This window comes from Trinickia sp. (assembly GCF_051953405.1).
Taxonomy (GTDB): Bacteria; Pseudomonadota; Gammaproteobacteria; order Burkholderiales; family Burkholderiaceae; genus Trinickia.
The window spans coordinates 1-18,209 of sequence record NZ_JBQCIV010000136.1 but is presented as its reverse complement, the minus strand read 5'-3'; the positions used below and the strand labels follow the sequence as shown (position 1 = coordinate 18,209).

Genomic DNA, 18,209 nt, shown 5'->3' with positions numbered 1-18,209 from the left:
CGCACCAATGTCTACGGGTGTCGCCTCATTCCTAGACGAGATCGAGCCGCGCCCCCATCTCGACCACGCGATTCGGCGGCAAGCCCAGATGCGCGGTCGCGTCCAACTCGTTCTTCCGCAGCCGGGTAAAAAGACTCAAGAGGATATGCCGTAGGGGGCCCTGCTTCGTCTGCACCGCGAGCGACTCGCGCCCCAGGTAGAACGTGGTCATCATCGCGTCATAGCAGGGACAGTTCGCACTCGGCAAAGCTTGCTCGAGCAGTTGCGGCACATCGAGCATCTCCATGTACCCATAGCGCCCCACGATCCGTACAAAACCCTGATCGAGACGCTCCACCTTGAATCGCTCCGCGGGAGCGACGCGCGGGATTTCCTCGGTCAGCAACGTCAGCAGAACCACCTGCTCGTGGAGCACCTGGTTGTGCTTCAGATGATGCAACAAGGTGATCGGCACCGAGTTTCCCGCCGCCATCAGAAACACGCCCGTGCCGCTCACGCGGTGTGGAGGCGCGGCGGCAATGCTCGAGATAAACATGCCCAGCGGCAGGCCCGAGTCCTTGCGTGCGCGTTGCAAGGCGCGCAGCCCAAGGAGCCAGGACGTCGACATCAAGAAGGTGATACCGCCGATGGTGAGGGGCAGCCAACCGCCGTCCGCAAACTTCATGGCGTTCGCCCCGACGAAAGCCAGGTCGACGATCATGAACACCCCGGCGACCAACGCGATTCGCCACAGCGGCCACATGAGACGCACACGCGCATAGGCGGCGTACAGCATGGTGGTGATCGCCATCGTCGTCGAAACCGCGATCCCGAAAGCCGATGCGAGGCTGTCCGAGGTACGGAACCCCAGCACCACGGCGATGGTACCGGCCATCAGTACCCAGTTCAGACCGGGTAAATAAATCTGTCCGGCTGTGCTGGACGATGTGTGCTTGACCGCCACGCGAGGAGAAAGACCCAATTGCGCCGCCTGCCGCGTCAGCGAGAACACGGCGGAAATCAAGGCCTGCGATGCAACGATCGTTGCCAACGTGGCCAGAACCACCATCGGATACAGGCCCCAGGAAGGCACGCCCGTGTAGAACGGGCGGGCCGCCGCATGCGCATCGCGCAGAATCAATGCGCCTTGCCCGAGGTAGTTGACAGCCAGGGCCGGCAATGCCAAGCCGTACCAAGCGAGGCGAATCGGCCGCGCACCGAAGTGCCCCATATCGGCGTAAAGCGCCTCCCCGCCGGTGAGACATAGCACCACGGCGCCCAGCGCGACGAAACCTTTGAAGCCGTTGTGAGCGAAGAATGCGATACCGTTGATCGGGTTGAACGCAGCTAAGATGGCCGGCGTTTTGACGAGCGACGTGAGGCCGAGCGTGAAGATCGCTACAAACCACACGGCGAGAATCGGGCCGAAGGCGACACCTACGCGGCCGGAGCCCAGGGACTGCACCGCAAACAGCACGACTAGGATGGCCACGGTGATCGGCACGGTGTAGTGCGCAAAAGCGGGCGTCGCCACCTCGATCCCCTCGATCGCGCTCAACACCGAAATGGCGGGGGTGATGATGCCGTCGCCGTAGAGCATCGCTGTGCCGAATATCGCCAAGAACACCCAGCGCAAGGCGCCCGGCCGGGTGACGCGCCCGCTGCGCTCGCCTACCAACAGTGCCAATAGCGCTAACAGTCCGCCCTCGCCGCGGTTGTCTGCCTGCATCAGCACAAGCACGTATTTGATGCTGACCATTAGGATTAGCGACCATATGAAGAGCGAGACGACGCCGATTACGTTGGCGGGCGTCGGGGCCACGCCGAGTGCGCCGCTGAACGACGCCTGTAGCGCGTACAAGGGGCTCGTGCCTAGGTCGCCGAAGACAATACCTAGCGCAGCGAGCGATAGCGCTAGGGTTTGTCGGGGATCGGTTGCTGTTCGCGGGGCGTGTGTGATGTTCATGTTCGTATTCATGAGCGGGGCGATCTTTGCCATTGCGATTTCGAGCAGGGCCTCGTCGACGCGAGCGTTGCGGTGGTGCGGGCTAGGCCGGCGCGTGGAATGGCGCGTCGCGCACGCGTGCCATGGTAGAGGAAAGAAGCTTGGGGTTGGGGGTGTTTGGGATTTGGGGGCGCGGGGTTAGTGGGCAATGTTTGCGTTCGGCCTATGGTATTTATCAGGCACGATATGAGACTGGACGTCTGCGCCACTTGGACGAAACGCCCCCGGTACCTGGATACAGCTGCCGCTGCCGAGATTTTTTCAGATTGGCCACGCGAGGTGAGATTTTGTCCACGCTCAGGTAGCATGACAGGTGTCGTCTCGAACCGTCAACCAGAGCCATGCCGATCCCGGACTACCAAACCCTGATGCTCCCCGTATTGCGTGCTGTCGGCGACGGACAAGAACATCGATTTCGCAGCGTTGTCGATACGCTCGCCGACGAATGTGAGCTTACCGACGAAGAGCGGAACACGCTTCTCCCGAGTGGCACAGCACCGGTATTCGACAATAGGGTGGGGTGGGCGCGAACGTACCTGAAACAAGCTGGCGTTGTCGAATCGCGGAAGCGAGGCTACTTCAACATCACCGAGCGTGGTAACGCCTTACTTGCGCAACACCCCGCCCGAATCGACAACGGTACTCTTGAGCAATATCCGGAGTTCATCGCATTTCGGCGAAAGAGAAACAATGAGGGACAAGCCGGTGAGGTTTCGACTTCGCCGCCGGGAGCGCTGCCTTTATGCGAGGTCGATGAAGCAACGCCGGAAGAGTCCTTCGCGCAAGCGTACCAGCGGCTGCGGAATGGGCTGGAGACCGAGTTGCTGGATCAAGTTAAGGCTTCTACGCCTGGCTTCTTCGAAAGGTTGGTTATCGACCTATTGGTGGCGATGGGGTACGGCGGATCACGGCAGGACGCGGGGAGCGTCATTGGGCGCAGCGGGGACGGCGGAATCGACGGCACTATCAAGGAAGACAAGCTGGGCCTGGACGTTATCTACGTGCAAGCAAAAAAGTGGGAAGGACCTGTCGGCCGGCCTGAAATTCAGAAGTTCGCCGGGGCGCTGCAGGGACAACGAGCCAACAAGGGGGTCTTTATTACGACCTCCTCGTTCACTCGGGAAGCGAAGGAATACGCCGGCATCATTGCGTCAAAGATCATCCTCGTCGATGGGGAACAACTCGTGCAGTTGATGGTGGACCACAATGTCGGCGTTTCGGCCGTTAGCACTTTTTATATCAAGAAGATCGACTCCGACTACTTCGAAGGTGATGCACTGTAGCCGAGACATCGAAACCTCATGGGGCGCGGACCGTAGTTCGCGCTTCCGGGCATTGCTGCAGGGCTGTCAACGCACCCGATGCCAGATCAGCCGCCAGCGGACTTGATCTGACTATACACGGCTCGCATGAGGTGACTGGCAGCGATATTCCTGAACGCCTCATCGTTCATCAGGCGTATGAAGATTTCTTCGTTGCCGTCCATACGCTCAATGAACAGGTTTTCGAGCTGTTTGTTGAACACAGGCTCGAAGTTTTCGATGCTGTTGGCCATGACCGCATGTCGCAAATGCTCATTGGCGACGGCCGTCTCACGAACCTGATCAAAAAAGAGTTGATCCGCAGGGGTGAACTCTGTGCCGAAGCGCTCATTGAGCCTGCCCACCAACGTCGAAAGCTGAACCTCTTCGTCAGCTTGGCCGGTACCGACCTCGGTCGGCCCTCCCAACTCGTCAGCCTCACCGGCTTTCAAGTCGATGCCCCCCTCGCTGATCTTCTGTAGCCGGTAATACTTAAGCTCAACCTCATCGTCGACTTGGACTGTCTGGTTGTCCGTCGTGCGCGGCAGCTTAGTCAGGAGGAAGCGAGCGTAGGTGTATAGCTTCTCGTGATCCGAGTCCTGGTACGGCACGATTTGCGAGACAAAGGCGTAGAGATTGCGAAAGCTGACCAGTTGCCCTTTGAAGAGGTTTTGATCCTCTTCTTCCAATTGTGCGAAACGCTCGACCGCCAAGTCAAGCAGGCCATTTAGCTTCTTATGTTCGCCGCCCGTCGGGTTTAGGCGATTACGGAACCATATTTCGCACCAGGCATCGACTTCCTCACGCGTGAATACCTTCCATCCTGCCAGCAAATGCTCCAGCGTATTGAGTTGCTGCGGATCAGTGTCGTCCCCTTTATCCGTCGCCTCGTAGTATGGCTTGAACGCAGTGTGGATGTCGCCAGGCTCGTTGACGAAGTCGAGTACGAAGGTGTCGTTCTTGCCGCGGGTAGTGCGGTTCAAGCGTGACAGGGTCTGCACGGCCTGAATTCCAGCGAGACGCTTGTCGACGTACATGCTGTGCAACAGCGGCTGGTCAAAGCCAGTCTGGTATTTCTCGGCCACAAGCAGAACCTGATACTCCTCAGTGTTGAACTTTTCCGGTAGCTCGGATTCTTTGATGCCGTTGTTCATGCTTACTTCGGTGAATTTTTTGTCGGCGAACTCCTTAAGCGTAATCTCGCCCGAAAACGCGACCAACGATTTCACGTCGGTATAACCCTTATCCTTGAGGTACTTGTCGAACCCGAGCTTGTATCGCACGGCGTGCTCACGCGAACCCGTCACGACCATAGCTTTGGCTCGTCCGCCGATCTTATGCCGGGTATGAGTGCGAAAATGTTCGACAATCACCTCGACCTTCTGGGCAATCTCGTAGTCGTGAAACTCAACGAATCGAGCAAGAGCGCGTGCAGCTTTCCGGCGTGGCACTTCGGGATCTGCCTCCGCCGTCTGGATCAACCGGTAATAGCGCTTGTAGCAGGTGTAGTGCGCCAATACATCAAGGATGAATCCTTCTTCAATGGCCTGGCGCATGCTGTACTGGTGGAACGGCGCTTTGCCATCGGGGCCCGGTTCATTGAAGACAGCCAGCGTCTTGAACTTTGGTGTTGCGGTAAAGGCGAAGAAGCTCAAGTTCGGCTGCTTGGCACGCTTGAGTTGTTCGCGCAATAGTTCCTTCTTTGCTTCGTCGCTCAAAGCGTCGTCGTCTATGTCGAGCAACTGCTCGGCGATGGCAGATTCGATGCCGTCCTTGTTCAAAATCTTGCGTAGCTCCATGGCGGTTTCGCCACTTTGTGAACTGTGGGCCTCATCCACAATCACGGCGAAGCGCTTGCCTGCGGTCGAGATGGCGACACCCCTGCCGTTGGCTTCCATTGTTCGGATGGCCTGGGTGATAAACGGAAATTTCTGAATGGTCGAGATGATGATCGGCACGCCATTGGCCAACGCCTTGGCCAATTGTTGCGTATTTTCATCGATCTTCTGCACAACGCCCAGCTTATGCTCGAACTGGAAGATGGTGTTTTGCAATTGCTGGTCTAGCACGCGCCGATCGGTAATCACCACCACGGAATGAAAGATCTTTTCGTTGTTAGCGTCGTGCAGACTCGACAGTCGGTGCGCAAGCCAAGCGATCGAGTTTGATTTCCCTGATCCGGCGGAATGCTGGATGAGGTAGTTGTGACCCGAACCGTGTACTTGGGCGTGATCGGTCAGCGCGCGCACCGCATCGAGTTGATGGTAGCGCGGGAAAATCATTGTCTCCTTGCGGTGGCGCTTGATGCCCTTCTCGGTGACGACAGTCTTCTCCTCGACATTCAAATGGATAAAGCGCGCCAGGATGTCCATCAAACTGTCGCGGGTTAGCACCTTATTCCAAAGGTAGGTGGTGCGTACATCACCCGCCGCGGGTGGATTACCTGCCCCGTGGTTGTGCCCGAGGTTGAACGGCAGGAAAACGGTGTCCTTGCCCTCCAGCTTGGTGGTCATTGCGACCTGCTCGGTATCCACCGCGAAGTGCACAAGGCAGCGCTGCTTGAAGGCGAACAACAACTCCTTCGGATCTCGCTCGAACTTGTACTGGTGTTTAGCGTGCTCCACGTTCCAGCGCGTCGCCGACATCGGGTTCTTTAGCTCCAGCGTCGCTATCGGCAATCCATTTATGGCCAAGACTACGTCGGGGATGGCTCCGCTCTTCGTCTTCACCTGTCGTACGATGATCAGGCGGTTGTCGCCGTACCGTTCGGTACTTGTCGGGTCCAACCCGGTGTTCGGCGCGAAGTAAGCCAGCCGCACCGTCTTGCCCACGCACTTGAAACCCTCACGCAAAATCGCGAGCGCCCCCTTGGCAGCAAGCTCCTTCACCAAGCTGTCCAGCAGCATGGCGGATGCTTTGGCGGCATCCAGTTGAGTCAGGCGGCTCCAGATTTTGGGTTGCGTTTTTTGTACAAAGGCGACTACATCAGCCGGGAACAACGCGGTTTCCAGATCGTAGCCGTTCGAGTCACGTTGCTCGTAGCCGCCAATACTGACGAGCGCGTCCTCCATGCCGTTTTCGAAGTCGATTTCTTTGTGCACTTTTCTCGCCCTCTCAATGCGTGGCATTCGGCCGTTCAGTTAATCGCTTCAGTGGTTCGGCTATCCCGACACTCCCGTCTCGCGCCCTTAACGTCTTTTGACATAGGAAATAAAAAGTCACGAACATCTATTTTTCCAGTAACAGCGTTACTTATTATCGCCGAACGATACTCTCGAAGACGATCAATTACTGATTCAACACTGCGAACTTGAGCATCTAGCCCCGCCAGCCAACGATGCACTTGGCCTACAATTTCCGCCTGAACATTATCCGGGGGAACAGGAAGATAGATATTTTTGAAAACATCTGTGCGCAGCACCTTCGTGCCATGCGCCGACTCCTCCACAAGACTCAGAATGATCGGCTGAATCCCTTTCAGCAACAACGCCAAATATTGATTATTCATATCTGTATTCAAAACCTTCATATCTTGATTCACTGTTGCGGACACAAGATTCGTAGCCACAGGGAAAGTATGCGCCAAGATCATTCCTCTGACAACAATCAAAACCCGGCCTGATGGGTGTAGGGTAATTCCTGTTTCGTTAATAGCCTCATCGGTCAGTGTATCTATCGATCCTGACAGTGCCTCATGCTTCATATCTTTCGGTGTGATCCACGGAATGTCGCCGCCCCAGTACGCCGCGTTACCTGTACTTGGCGTCACCCCTCCGCTCATGGTTAATAGGAATCGGATACGCTTTGTGGTCCAGCCGACAGGAATCGCGCCCAACCAGCCAACCCCCGATTCTTCCAACGGCGTCGCCGGATCAAGCCCCTTGGTGACGACATGGCTGATGAGCGCCATACGCTTCTCTGCCAGCTTGGCTAGCAACGCATTCTTCTTGGCGATCAGCGCATCGATTTGCGCCGTTTTGAAATCAAGAAATCGAGCAATGGCGTCTTGCTCACAGAGTGGTGGATATACAATCAACTCATCAAGATACGCTCGGGCATCCAAATTTTGAATCCCTGTCGTTTGCTTAATTGATCTAAAATTGACCCGCCCTGAATACAGATGCGAATGCACATACACGAGAAAACGAGAGTTTACATCATCACGAACGGCCAATCTCGCAACAAAATTTGAAGTAACAGCGGAAAACGATTGATTGAATTCAACAACAGCCCCGACCAATTGATTTTCACCACCCCCGGATTTTTCGAGCAGCAGATCGCCTGCTTGCAGCAAGCGGCCAGCGCTCTCTCTTTCTGCGATGCTCCGGAGCGTAACTTTTTCTGCGGAGACACGTAGAGCCTGGCGATCGAAATCGGCAACACGAACACAAACCAGGTCGTCCTCACCATCCGGATCGGTTCCCCAAACACCGTTTTGACAAGAAGAGATGGCCCATTTTGCCCGATCAATTTTCCAATGTGACGGGATTTCCGGAAACCAATCGCATCCTGTAAATTGATATTCCGGGTAAGCAGGATGTTGACTCATCGCACCACCTCACTGAGCATGGCCATGATCTCTTTTTCCAACTGACTGATTTCGCCCGCTATCACATCGAGCGGACGCGGCGGCTCATAGACGTAGAAATGCCGCGTGAGCGGGATTTCGTAGCCAACCTTGGTCTTGCTATGATCGATCCAGGCATCCGCAACGTGCGGCAGGACTTCGGCCCGCAGGTAGTCTTCACAGTGGTCTCGTACCAGAGCCAACAGCTTGTCGTGCCCGGTTTCGTTGTCGTAGCCCAACGGCAGCGGCAGGTCGATATCTTGTGGTAGGCCAACGATTTCCGTATCCCGCAGCTCAGGATCGGGCTCCGGCCTGCCTTTGGCATCCAAGCATATTTCGGCGCCTGGATCTCGCTCCGACAGGGCCGTCAGAATCGCCTTCTTGACCGCAGCGGCCACCTTAAGACCCGCGTGCTTCAGGGCTCGTTCGATCTCCGCTTCGAACTCAGGGCGGTTGCGATACAGCATTTCATCATCGATACCCTCCAAGGCCGATTTAATGGCAGCTTGGGTCTCTTTACCCTCTGCAACCTCGGCCGCATAAGCCGCTTCACTCTTGCGCTTCTTGCTATTGGCTAGGTTGACGAACGCAGCCTGATCATTCAGCTTAGCGATCCGCTCCGCGCTCGCCTGAAAGTTCATACGCAGGGGGCGCTCCACCGTGATCTTGAGGTAGCCGAAGTCCCGGTTCTCGAAGATTTTGCTGCAAACACGTGATTCGGGCTTGCCGTCCGCTAGCGCATCGCTCACGGCGTCATGTCGGTGCTCGGCGTATAGGCGCACCAATTCTTTGATGTGCTCATCAGAAAGCTCGTTGCGCTTATTACCTAGGCTCTTGTCCATCTTTTTGAAATGGCGCGTGCCGTCGATCAGTTGCACCGTACCTCGGCGATGGATCGGTTTCTTATTGGTCACGATCCAGACATAGGTGTAGATGCCCGTGTTATAGAACATCTGATCCGGCAAAGCGACGACAGCATCGAGCATATCGCGTTCAATAATCCAACGACGGATATTGGACTCGCCTGATCCTGCATCGCCGGTGAACAGAGGAGAGCCGTTAAACACAATGGCGATTTTCGAGCCGTCACCGCCCATGTTCGTTCCATCAACCAACTTGGGAGGCTGATGCATTTTCGAGATCATGTGCTGCAGGAAGAGCAGTGAGCCATCGTTGATCCTGGGCAACCCCGCGCCGAAGCGACCAGAGAAGCCCTGATCTGCATATTCGTCGCGCACGAAGGCCTCTTCCGGCTTCCACTCCACGCCGAACGGCGGGTTGGCCAGCATGTAGTGGAATTTCTTGTCCGGGTGTCCGTCGTGCGGCACAAAGCCATTGGTCTTGTTTTTCGCGTCCTTGATGCCGAGGGTGTCGCCGTAAATCAGGTTGTTGATTGGCTCGTCCTTGATCAGCAAGTCAGAGCAACAGATCGCATAAGACTCCGGGTTGTATTCCTGGCCAAACAGTTCAATGTTGGCGTCTGGGTTGAGCCCAGTGGTAAAGCCATCACCACAAATGAATTTTTCGGATTCGGACAGCATGCCACCCGTGCCAGCAGTTGGATCGTACACGCTGCGGTAGATGCCCTTCTCATAGATGCCGTCCTCGCCGGTAAACAGCAGTTGCACCATGAGGCGAATAACTTCCCGCGGTGTGAAGTGGTCCCCGGCCTCTTCGTTGGCTTGCTCGTTAAACTTGCGCACCAGTTCCTCAAACAGGTAGCCCATCTGTAAATTGCTGATGACCCTGGGTGAGAGGTTGATGTCCGCGGAGCAGAACTCTTTGATGATCAGGTAAAGGCGGTTGGCTTCATCTAGCTTTGCGATTTCTGTTTCAAATTCGAACTTATCGAAAATGTCCCGAGCACGTGGCGAGAAGCCGCGAATGTAGGAAATCAGGTTGCCCGCGATGTTAGGCGCGTCGCCCAACAGCTTTTCAAATGTAAAGCCGCTGATGTTATATAGCTCCTGCTTGCGGCCCGTAGCCGCGATACGCGAGAGGGCTTTTTCCAACGCATGGCCGGTAATGCCCTTGGCTTCCAGACGCTTCTTCTCGTCCAGCACCTTCTGCTTGTTCTCGGCTAACACCAGGTCGAAGCGACGAAGAACGATCAGTGGCAACATGACGCGGCGGTACTGCGGCGGACGGTACGGGCCGCGCAGTTTATTGGCAATGTTCCAGATGAATCCGACTAGGTTTTGGTGGTTTGCATTTTGCATGGGGGGTTCCTAAACACGATCTATATTTGTCGTTTGCTATTTCTTTATCGCGCTGAACGCGCGATTCGCCTGTTTCACACTGATTTCATGTCGCCGTTTCCGATCCGGCAAGTACCGGCGATTCGCCTAACCAAGGCCATCGGCTGCACGCACATCCGTTGCCATTTCGACTAACCTCGCCATTCTCCCTCTTCAAGCCCCTTGGGGCCGCGCCATATCAAGCGCCACGAGCATTCGTTCAGCCGCGTCCCACGGCAATCGCCGTCCTCTGAGACGCATTTTATTCAGAGCAGCTCGGGCCACCGCCACCGTGATGCGTCGCTCCCTCACCATCTCTCCGATGAGCCAAATCGTACCCTTAACCTCGACTTTCTCCGCCTCGGCGGCCTGCCTTAGCGCTGCATCGCCTGTCAACAAGGGGCATGCCTCGGCTTCCGCCAATGCGAGCGCGAACAAGTCATTACGCCCCGGTCTCGAATACGTCTGCGCCAACGCCTGAACCCGCTCAACGCTCTTGGCCGAAAGCGAACGAGGTTGCAAACCCATGTCCAGCAAGTGAGCGTGCTGCTCCTCCAACTCTTCGTAATACAGGACGTCGGGCACCGCGAACTGGTAACCGAGACTGAACATCGGCGCCACGAGGTCACCCACTTCCACATCCATCAAAATGTTCGCGTCACTGATCAACAGCAGCATCGCCGCCCTCCATCGAGCGGACACGCCGGAACTGCACGAGAGACAGATTCATGAGTTCTGCGGCCTTCGATTCGCCGATGTATTCCTCTGCCAGGGCGTGAAACACCAACTGCTCGAACAGATGCGCCTTTTCCGGTGGGAACTCGCGCCCCGGTTCCTTTTGATACCAGCCCTTAAGGCGAAAAAGCTTGGCCTGCTCGTCACGGTAGGCGGGCGATATGACGCCGAGATCGCGGGCGCGGTAGAGGATCCCCCCCATCGATAGGCCGAACTCCTCCTTCAGTAGCCCGAGTTCCTTCAGTTCGATTGCATTTCGAAACTGTCCAAGCTCCTGAAGTACCGAAGCACGCGGAAACAGGAAAGCACCTGCAAAACGGTTACAAGCCAATTCCTCGTCTATATCCGCCGGCAAACGGCCCTCGAGCATCAAATGGCCAAGTTCATGCGCAAGCGTGAAGCGCTGGCGATCCCCTGGCCAATGCCCACCCACGACGACAATCGGCATGCCATTCACGCGCGCCGCAAGGCCATCGAACTTGTTCTCGCCGTCCGCATCGATCATGAAAACTCGGATACCGTTGGTTTCGAGAGCGTCGATTAGATCGGGAATCGGATGAAAGCCCAGGTTCCACGCATTGCGGACACGCTCGGCAACTTCCTCGATCTGCTCCAACGCGGCGATGCACGCCGGCAAACCATCAACCGGAGCAAAAGCCTTCACCGGCGACTGAGGGAAGAGATTTTCCAGCTCGATGCGGCGTTCGATTTGATCGATCACTTCATGCGTAATCGCTTCTAGCCGCTTCTTCGGCAACGAGCTGTGCTTGCGGTATTCAATTCGCTCGAGCGCAACGGGTTCCGGGCGAAAGAAATATTCGGAACGCACCTTGAGCGCCCGCGATAGCCCCAGCAGAACGTCACTGGACGGCATAGCGAGGCCGTCCTCGTACTTCTTAACGGCTGCATGGGAAACGCCGACGCGTTCGCCCAGATCGCGCAGGGATAGTCCAGCTGCCTTACGGGCCCGGTGAAGTCGAACGCTGAACATGGTTGTCCTCGTTGAGGTCGCAGCAAGAGTTTACAAAAACACAAAACATTAGCTCAATTGTAAACCTCAACCACCATTAACTCAAGCCGCTGCCGCCCTGCGGCGAACCGGAACCGTGTAGGCGCGGTCCCCAGCAGCGCCGGGGCAATACAGTCGCAACACAATTCCACCACGCAAGCGCAGCGCATCTCCTTTTCGCTGACCGTTCGGTCAATGGTCGCGCCGACCGCTACGCGAGAACATCTCCACGGCTTTGCTTCCGGCTCCGTCGGAATCCGCGCTAACCACGCCTGGGAGAAAACCACCATGAGTCTCGCTTCGACCGCCCGTCCGCTTCCTCGCTTTGCGTCGGGCCGCATCTTCGCCACCCCGGCTGTTGTCGATGCCCTAATGGGAACCGGAATCTCCATCGACGATCTGGTGGGCCGACACGTCCGCGGCGATTGGGGAGACCTGTCAGAGGCAGATCGCCAGCAGAACGAACGCTCCGTAGCTACCGATCGGCGCATCGTGTCCTGCTACGTCTTATCGGGGGCGCTGACGGTATGGCTAATCACCGAATCGGATCGCTCCGCGACCACGATTCTGTTGCCGGGGGAATATTGAGGTGAAGAGCGGATCGCTTCGCGGCGCATTCCGCCTCGGGGAGTTCCGTGACGGATTCACCACGGGGAAGCCGAGTGCGATGACCTGCGTTTCGGAGGCTGAGGCAGGCGGGGCAGCCTACCTGCGAAAACGAACGAGTCGTGGCCCCCACAAGGAAAAAGGGCTACAGGAAAAACCTTCCTGTAGCCCTTTCGAATCCCGTTGGTGGAGCGGAGGAGGATCGAACTCCCGACCTTCGCATTGCGAATACGAACAAGTCGACATTTCTTGAGATAGATTGACTTTGATCGCCCTCATCAAGTCATTGTATTTGAAGGACTATCCGCAATCCATCCCGCGATTGATGTTGATCCACATCCCTCCACTGCCGCATAATCGGGTTACACAGCGGTTACACGGAATCGCAGACCCAAGAATGAGGTTGCTGGATGGCCAAGGTAAATTTCACGGCAGCTCGCGTAGAAGGGCATCGCTGCAGCGAAGGTAAGTCGCAGTCGTTCCTATGGGACAGCAAGACCCCGGGGCTTGGTTTGCGCGCCACTACTGGAGGCGCCAAGGCGTACATCTTCCAAGGGAAAATTCACGGCGCGACAGTGCGGATCACCATTGGCGATCCACGAAGCTGGACCATCGATCAAGCGCAGGAGCGAGCGAGAAGTCTCCAGACGCTCATAGACGAAGGCGTCGATCCACGGGAGCGTGAGGCCGAACAGAAGGCGGCGCACGAAGCACGGCAGGCCGCCAAGAAGCGCCAGGACGTAACAGTCGGCGAAGCATGGGAACAGTATCTTGAACACCTTCGGACGAAAATTTCCCCGAAAACAAAGAAGCCTCGGTCTGAGCGATACATCCTCGACCATATCAACCTCTCGTCGCCCGGCGGTGGGATTGCACAACGCGGCGGCAAAGAAAAAGTGCGTGGCCCATTGGCTCCGCTCATGGCGCGCAAGTTGACCGAGATCACCGCGGCATCCATGTCCGAGTGGCTCGAGGCCGAAATACCTCGCGGGCCGACGAATGCCGGTCATGCGTTCGGTCTCTTCAAGGCGTTCATCCGGTGGTGTGACACTCACGAGACGTATGCAAGCATCATCCCGCACGAAGCCTATGCTTCACCAAAGGTCAAAGGAATTCTCCCTCGTAGCGCCGCGAAGGATGACTGTCTTCAGCGCGAGCAATTGTCGGTCTGGTTCAGCGCGGTACGTGGCATCGCCAATCCGGTGATCAGCGCGTATCTCCAAGGCCTCTTGATTACCGGCGCCCGTCGAGAAGAGCTAGCAGCACTGCGTTGGGAAGACGTGGACTTCCGCTGGCGAAGCTTGACTATGAACGACAAGGTTGAAGGCACCGGCGGCCGAACTATCCCGCTCACTCCATACTTGGCGAGCCTATTGCGGATTCTCCAACGTCTCAACGAGATGCCCCCAAATAAGCGCCAAGCCGCCCGCCTCTCTCAAAGGGGCGAACAGTGGGAGCCGTCCGAGTGGGTCTTCACCAGCAAGACTGCAGCAGACGGGAAAATTGCTGAACCGCGTCACGCGCACAACCGAGCGCTAGGGCCGACTGGGCTGCCGCACATTTCACTGCATGGTCTGCGCCGATCATTCGGAACGTTGTCCGAGTGGGTCGAGGTTCCGGTAGGTGTCGTCGCACAAATCCAGGGGCATAAGCCATCCGCGATCGCTGAGAAACACTACCGGCGTCGCCCTCTCGACCTGTTACGTACGTGGCACGACAAAATTGAAGCTTGGATGCTTGAACAAGCGAAGATCAAGTTTGAACCATGAAGCAATGATCGGGGGATGCAATGCCCCGGTCACATCGCGCGAGGCACCGTCGAGCAGTTTCGTGGTGTCCAGCACAGACGGAGGTACCTCATGCCTCTTACCGACTTCGAAGTTCGCCGGGCGGTACCGCGAGAAAAGACGTACCGAATCTCGGATGGCCGCGGAATGTATCTCGAGATCTCGCCGTCAGGTGGAAAATACTGGCGGCTCAAATACCGGTTCAACGCCCGAGAGAAGAGGCTCGCACTCGGCGTCTATCCTGACGTGACACTCGCCCACGCCCGTAGGAGGCGAGACGAAGCGCGCGCCATGCTCGCGGACGGCATCGATCCGAGCCAGGCCAAGAAAGAAAAGAAACGACTCTCCAAACTTAGCACCGCGAATACGTTCAGGGTCGTCGCGTTAGAGTGGTTGGAGCGGCAAACCCCCGTATGGTCTGCCAGCCACCGAGACAAAATCATCGGGCGGCTCAAGAAAGACGCATTCCCGGTGTTGGGCGCGCGCCCAATTTCGGAAATATCCGCACCTGAAGTGCTCGACGTGTTGCGCCGGGCCGAGGCGCGTGGTGCGAATGACACCGCGCACCGCCTCCATCAGACGTGCGGGCAGGTCTTCCGCTACGCTGTAGCAACTGGACGCGCCTTACGTGACGTTACCTCCGATTTACGCGGCGCATTGCGGCCTAATAGGCACACGCACTTTGCATCCCTGACGGACCCAAGCAAAGTTGGGGAAATGCTGCGCGCCTTAGACGGTTTCGCCGGCACGTTCGTCGTGGGCGCGGCACTGCGGCTAGCACCGATGCTGTTCGTTCGCCCGGGCGAGCTACGACAGGCAGAATGGTCACAGGTCGACTTCGACCGGAGAGAATGGCGCTACACCATTTCCAAGACGAAGACCGAACACCTTGTTCCGTTGGCCGATCAAGCGATCGAAATACTGAAGGAACTGCACGCACTTACTGGACGCTGGCAGTTCGTATTTCCCGGGCGCGACCGCAGGAAGCCGATGAGCGGAGCCGCGATAAATGCGGCGTTGCAACGGCTCGGCTTTGACACGAAGACCGAGATCACCGGCCACGGCTTCCGCGCTATGGCACGAACGATTTTGCATGAGCGCCTGCGGTTTCCGGCCGAGGTCATCGAGCTCCAACTGGCACACAGGGTTCCCGACAATCTGGGGACCGCCTACAACCGGACTAAATTCCTCGACGACCGTGTCGTCATGATGCAGTCGTGGGCAGACTACCTGGATCAGTTAAAGGAAGGAGTGGCTACGAATGCCGCACGCGATCATACGCCCAGCGCTCGCAGCGCACATCGTCACGCTCTATGGACCGAGAACCGACATATGCTTCGCCCGTTTATCAGGAGCGCAAACTTCAGGAATGATTTGGCGAGCGGTGAACTAACATCAAATTCGTTTTTGTTGATGGCAAAGGTGCTGCGCCTTTTCGCTCGGACGCTGACGGCCGCACATCGCAGTCGACGCATCCGTCGCTTTGCACCCACGGCCAGACGGGCTCGTCCTTAGTCTTGAATCCCTTCCGTGAAAACTGCAAACATTGACAGGGTAGTTCTGTGAAATCCCGCTGTGCTACATTCCTCCGACTAAAAAATGAGAGGGCACAGATTATGGGTTTTGCATTCATCCGCGAAGGCGATACGACATCCCACGGCGGCCGCGTGCTGGCCTGTTCGCCAGAGAACAAGCGGACGGTGTCCCCCTCGCGCTCCTGGGCGACAAGGTGTCATGCCCTAAGTGCGGCGGGATTTACCCGATCGTCGGGATCAAAAATCTCGGCGTGACGTTCGACGGTCGCCCCGTCGCGTCCGAAGGGGACACGACCGCTTGCGGCGCCGCGCTTATCGCATCGCAGAACAACACGACCGCCGAGCCGACGTCCGGTCCCGGTGGTGCTGTCGGCGGTGGAAAGAGCGTTGTGTCGGATACCAACGCGCAAACGCCCCATCGGGGCAGATTCCAGGTGCTCGACGACGTCACCCGCCGGCCGGTCGCCGGTCACCCCTACACCATCAAATCGTCGGACGGACGCACCTTGCAGGGGAAGACGGACGCGAACGGGTTCACCGAATGGCTCGAGGGGGACGAGGGTTCGTCGCTGATGTTCAGCCACCCGGGGAGCGAGAGCGCAGAATGAGTGGTTGCGGCTCCGGCTACTCGACGGGCGGCACCGCCTCCGGTGACGGTCGGACCACGCAGGTCGGTCTACAGAGCGGGCTGTCGCCAAAAGACCGAGCAGTCTTGTGCGATACCGTTTGCAACTGCAAAAGGATCGGCGTGGCCTCGGTCGATGGCAAGATCCAGCGCCAACGATGCGTCATGCAACGGCTGAACTACCAAGACATGGTTTCGCAGGTCACCACCGGCCAGCGAACGGTGTACCGTCCCGAAGTCGCCTACGACATGCGTCCCGATGTGCCAACGCCGATCATGAGTTCCCAAGACCCTCTCCAGCCGCATCCATTCCTTCCCAACTGGCTCAACAAGTACTGGCCCGGCGGCTACGCCGAGTACAAGAAGTTGGCGGGGCAAGGTTTGATTCGTCGGCCAGACGTCATCGTCGTCAACGACCCCGATCAGCCACCCGTTCAGTCAAACATTAAAATGTGCGTGGAAATGAAGTTTCCACCCGACGATTTTAGTCGTGAGCAGCGGGTGGACTACATTCGGATTGCAGGCGGGCCGAACAAGTTTGAGCGGATTGGTCCGGCGGAATGCAAGTGCGGGGAGGAAAAGGAGGACACTGAGACCTCGAAATCCTCGCAGTCGAAAGCCTCCAAACAATCCGATCTCGAAGATCTCTTTGGCGGCGGCAGCAGCACGTCGATGGGCGGCGGACCGCCGCCGCTTCCGCCGATGCCTCCCCTTCCCGTTTTCCCGTGAGCACGTTGTCATGACGGATGAAGAAATCGCAGCATGGGCGAAAGATCCTCGCCGCGCGGACACACTCCCATTCGGGCTGTTTGAGCCCGCGTACAGAAAGGGCATCACAGGCGCCGCGCTCGTTGTGCGCGGGGTCCTGTATTTCCGGAACGGGTACACACCGGCTGTCCGGAAAGCGTTGGTGCAATGCTTTGAGCAGTACGCCGCGATGGTGGACGAGTATCACCATGCCCTTGAAGTCGCGACGGGTCAAAAGCCCTCGAAAGAAGGTCCCCTCCAATGGTTTTACACGGAGGGAAAGCAGCCGATGGCATACGAGAAGGCCCCGGGGTTCGAGCGTCTAGCGACATCAACGCCTGGAGATACATCGCTTGTCGCGACGATGACCAGCGCCGACCACAAACTTGCGACCGGGTTTTACGAGTTTTCCGTGTTTGCGCTCGGAGAATGGAAGGCGACGCATAACCGCGGACTCGATACCCTCGTTTTCACCGTTCCTCGAGCGTTCCTGGAACAGCGCCCGGGCAAGTTCCAGGCATTTTTCGTAGCGATGTGCGAAGCACTGCCCATCGTTCATGGGCACGCCGGCTACGGCGTGAATCTTCCGCCAATGGAGCTTAACGCGAACGAGGCGAGCGAATACTTTTACGCCCGTCGCTACGGGCCGGGCATCGACGTCGGCGACCCCATGGGTTACAGCACCGTAATGCTGGAAGGGGCGATCAAAACGGTGGACTGGATCGTCGCGCTGGACGCGGACCTCGTGCGCGCCGCCGGAGGAACCGACTCGCTCACACTGCCGCCGGACTGGTACGTACGCCAGCCGTTGGGCGATGGTGGCTTGATTGTCCAAGCAGGCGTTGCACCGCAAGCCAGTGTGTCCGCCGGGCCGGGGAAGCCTCCGCTGCCACCGCCGGCGTACGTGCTGCTCGACGCGGCGCTGCGTCCCATCAGTAAGCGTGTCGTCGGTACCGTCTCGACGGTGTGAATGAATGTTGCCAGAGTAGGCCCCACCAAACGGAGTAGCGGGGACCACAGTGTCAACAGAAGCACCGAAGAGAACTTCACGCAAAGGCATTCCGAATCACCCCATT

At 57.5% G+C, this 18,209-nt stretch carries 11 protein-coding genes and 2 pseudogenes; 7 read left to right on the top strand and 6 right to left on the bottom strand.

Annotation, left to right across the window (positions count from 1 at the left end; genetic code table 11):
- Positions 1-31: 31 nt before the first annotated feature.
- Positions 32-1,978: a potassium transporter Kup gene (locus ACTHN9_RS24685; RefSeq protein ID WP_440539443.1), complete on the bottom strand. Its 1,947-nt coding sequence runs from the start codon at positions 1,976-1,978 to the stop codon at positions 32-34.
- A 347-nt stretch (positions 1,979-2,325) separates the two neighbouring features.
- On the opposite strand from ACTHN9_RS24685, the gene ACTHN9_RS24680 reads away from it, so the two are divergent.
- On the top strand, positions 2,326-3,267 hold the full coding sequence (locus tag ACTHN9_RS24680; protein WP_440539442.1) for a restriction endonuclease: 942 nt from the start codon (positions 2,326-2,328) through the stop codon (positions 3,265-3,267).
- Between the two features lie 86 nt (positions 3,268-3,353).
- On the opposite strand, the gene ACTHN9_RS24675 is transcribed toward ACTHN9_RS24680, so the two are convergent.
- From ACTHN9_RS24675 to ACTHN9_RS24655, 5 genes are all read right to left on the bottom strand, one after another.
- Positions 3,354-6,386: a type I restriction endonuclease subunit R gene (locus ACTHN9_RS24675; RefSeq protein WP_440539441.1), complete on the bottom strand. Its 3,033-nt coding sequence runs from the start codon at positions 6,384-6,386 to the stop codon at positions 3,354-3,356.
- Positions 6,387-6,421: 35 nt separating this feature from the next.
- Complete coding sequence (locus ACTHN9_RS24670) at positions 6,422-7,834, bottom strand: restriction endonuclease subunit S (protein ID WP_440539440.1); 1,413 nt, start codon at positions 7,832-7,834, stop codon at positions 6,422-6,424.
- On the bottom strand, positions 7,831-10,071 hold the full coding sequence (locus tag ACTHN9_RS24665; protein ID WP_440539439.1) for a type I restriction-modification system subunit M: 2,241 nt from the start codon (positions 10,069-10,071) through the stop codon (positions 7,831-7,833). The genes ACTHN9_RS24670 and ACTHN9_RS24665 overlap by 4 nt, the downstream gene beginning before the upstream one ends.
- Positions 10,072-10,263: 192 nt before the next feature.
- Positions 10,264-10,767, bottom strand: coding sequence for a DUF3368 domain-containing protein (locus ACTHN9_RS24660; RefSeq protein ID WP_440539438.1), 504 nt, complete (start codon positions 10,765-10,767; stop codon positions 10,264-10,266).
- Positions 10,748-11,815 (bottom strand): helix-turn-helix domain-containing protein, encoded by a 1,068-nt coding sequence (locus ACTHN9_RS24655; RefSeq protein ID WP_440539437.1) that lies wholly within the window; start codon positions 11,813-11,815, stop codon positions 10,748-10,750. Before ACTHN9_RS24655 ends, ACTHN9_RS24660 begins: the two co-directional genes overlap by 20 nt.
- A gap of 306 nt (positions 11,816-12,121) precedes the next feature.
- Here ACTHN9_RS24655 and ACTHN9_RS24650 point away from each other — a divergent pair, with 306 nt between their 5' ends.
- From ACTHN9_RS24650 to ACTHN9_RS24625, 6 genes and pseudogenes are all read left to right on the top strand, one after another.
- Positions 12,122-12,421: a hypothetical protein gene (locus ACTHN9_RS24650; protein WP_440539436.1), complete on the top strand. Its 300-nt coding sequence runs from the start codon at positions 12,122-12,124 to the stop codon at positions 12,419-12,421.
- Between the two features lie 428 nt (positions 12,422-12,849).
- Positions 12,850-14,208 (top strand): tyrosine-type recombinase/integrase, encoded by a 1,359-nt coding sequence (locus ACTHN9_RS24645; protein WP_440539435.1) that lies wholly within the window; start codon positions 12,850-12,852, stop codon positions 14,206-14,208.
- Between the two features lie 15 nt (positions 14,209-14,223).
- The gene (locus ACTHN9_RS24640) at positions 14,224-15,741 is read left to right on the top strand and encodes a tyrosine-type recombinase/integrase (RefSeq protein ID WP_440539434.1); all 1,518 of its coding nucleotides are present in this window, start codon (positions 14,224-14,226) and stop codon (positions 15,739-15,741) included.
- Between the two features lie 101 nt (positions 15,742-15,842).
- Positions 15,843-16,369: pseudogene (locus tag ACTHN9_RS24635) on the top strand (PAAR domain-containing protein).
- Entirely contained in the window at positions 16,366-17,115 is a 750-nt protein-coding gene (locus ACTHN9_RS24630) for a VRR-NUC domain-containing protein (RefSeq protein WP_440539433.1), read from the top strand. The pseudogene ACTHN9_RS24635 and the gene ACTHN9_RS24630 overlap by 4 nt, the downstream one beginning before the upstream one ends.
- A 10-nt stretch (positions 17,116-17,125) precedes the next feature.
- Positions 17,126-18,091, top strand: a pseudogene (locus ACTHN9_RS24625) (type VI immunity family protein); the annotation flags it as partial.
- Positions 18,092-18,209: the final 118 nt, after the last annotated feature.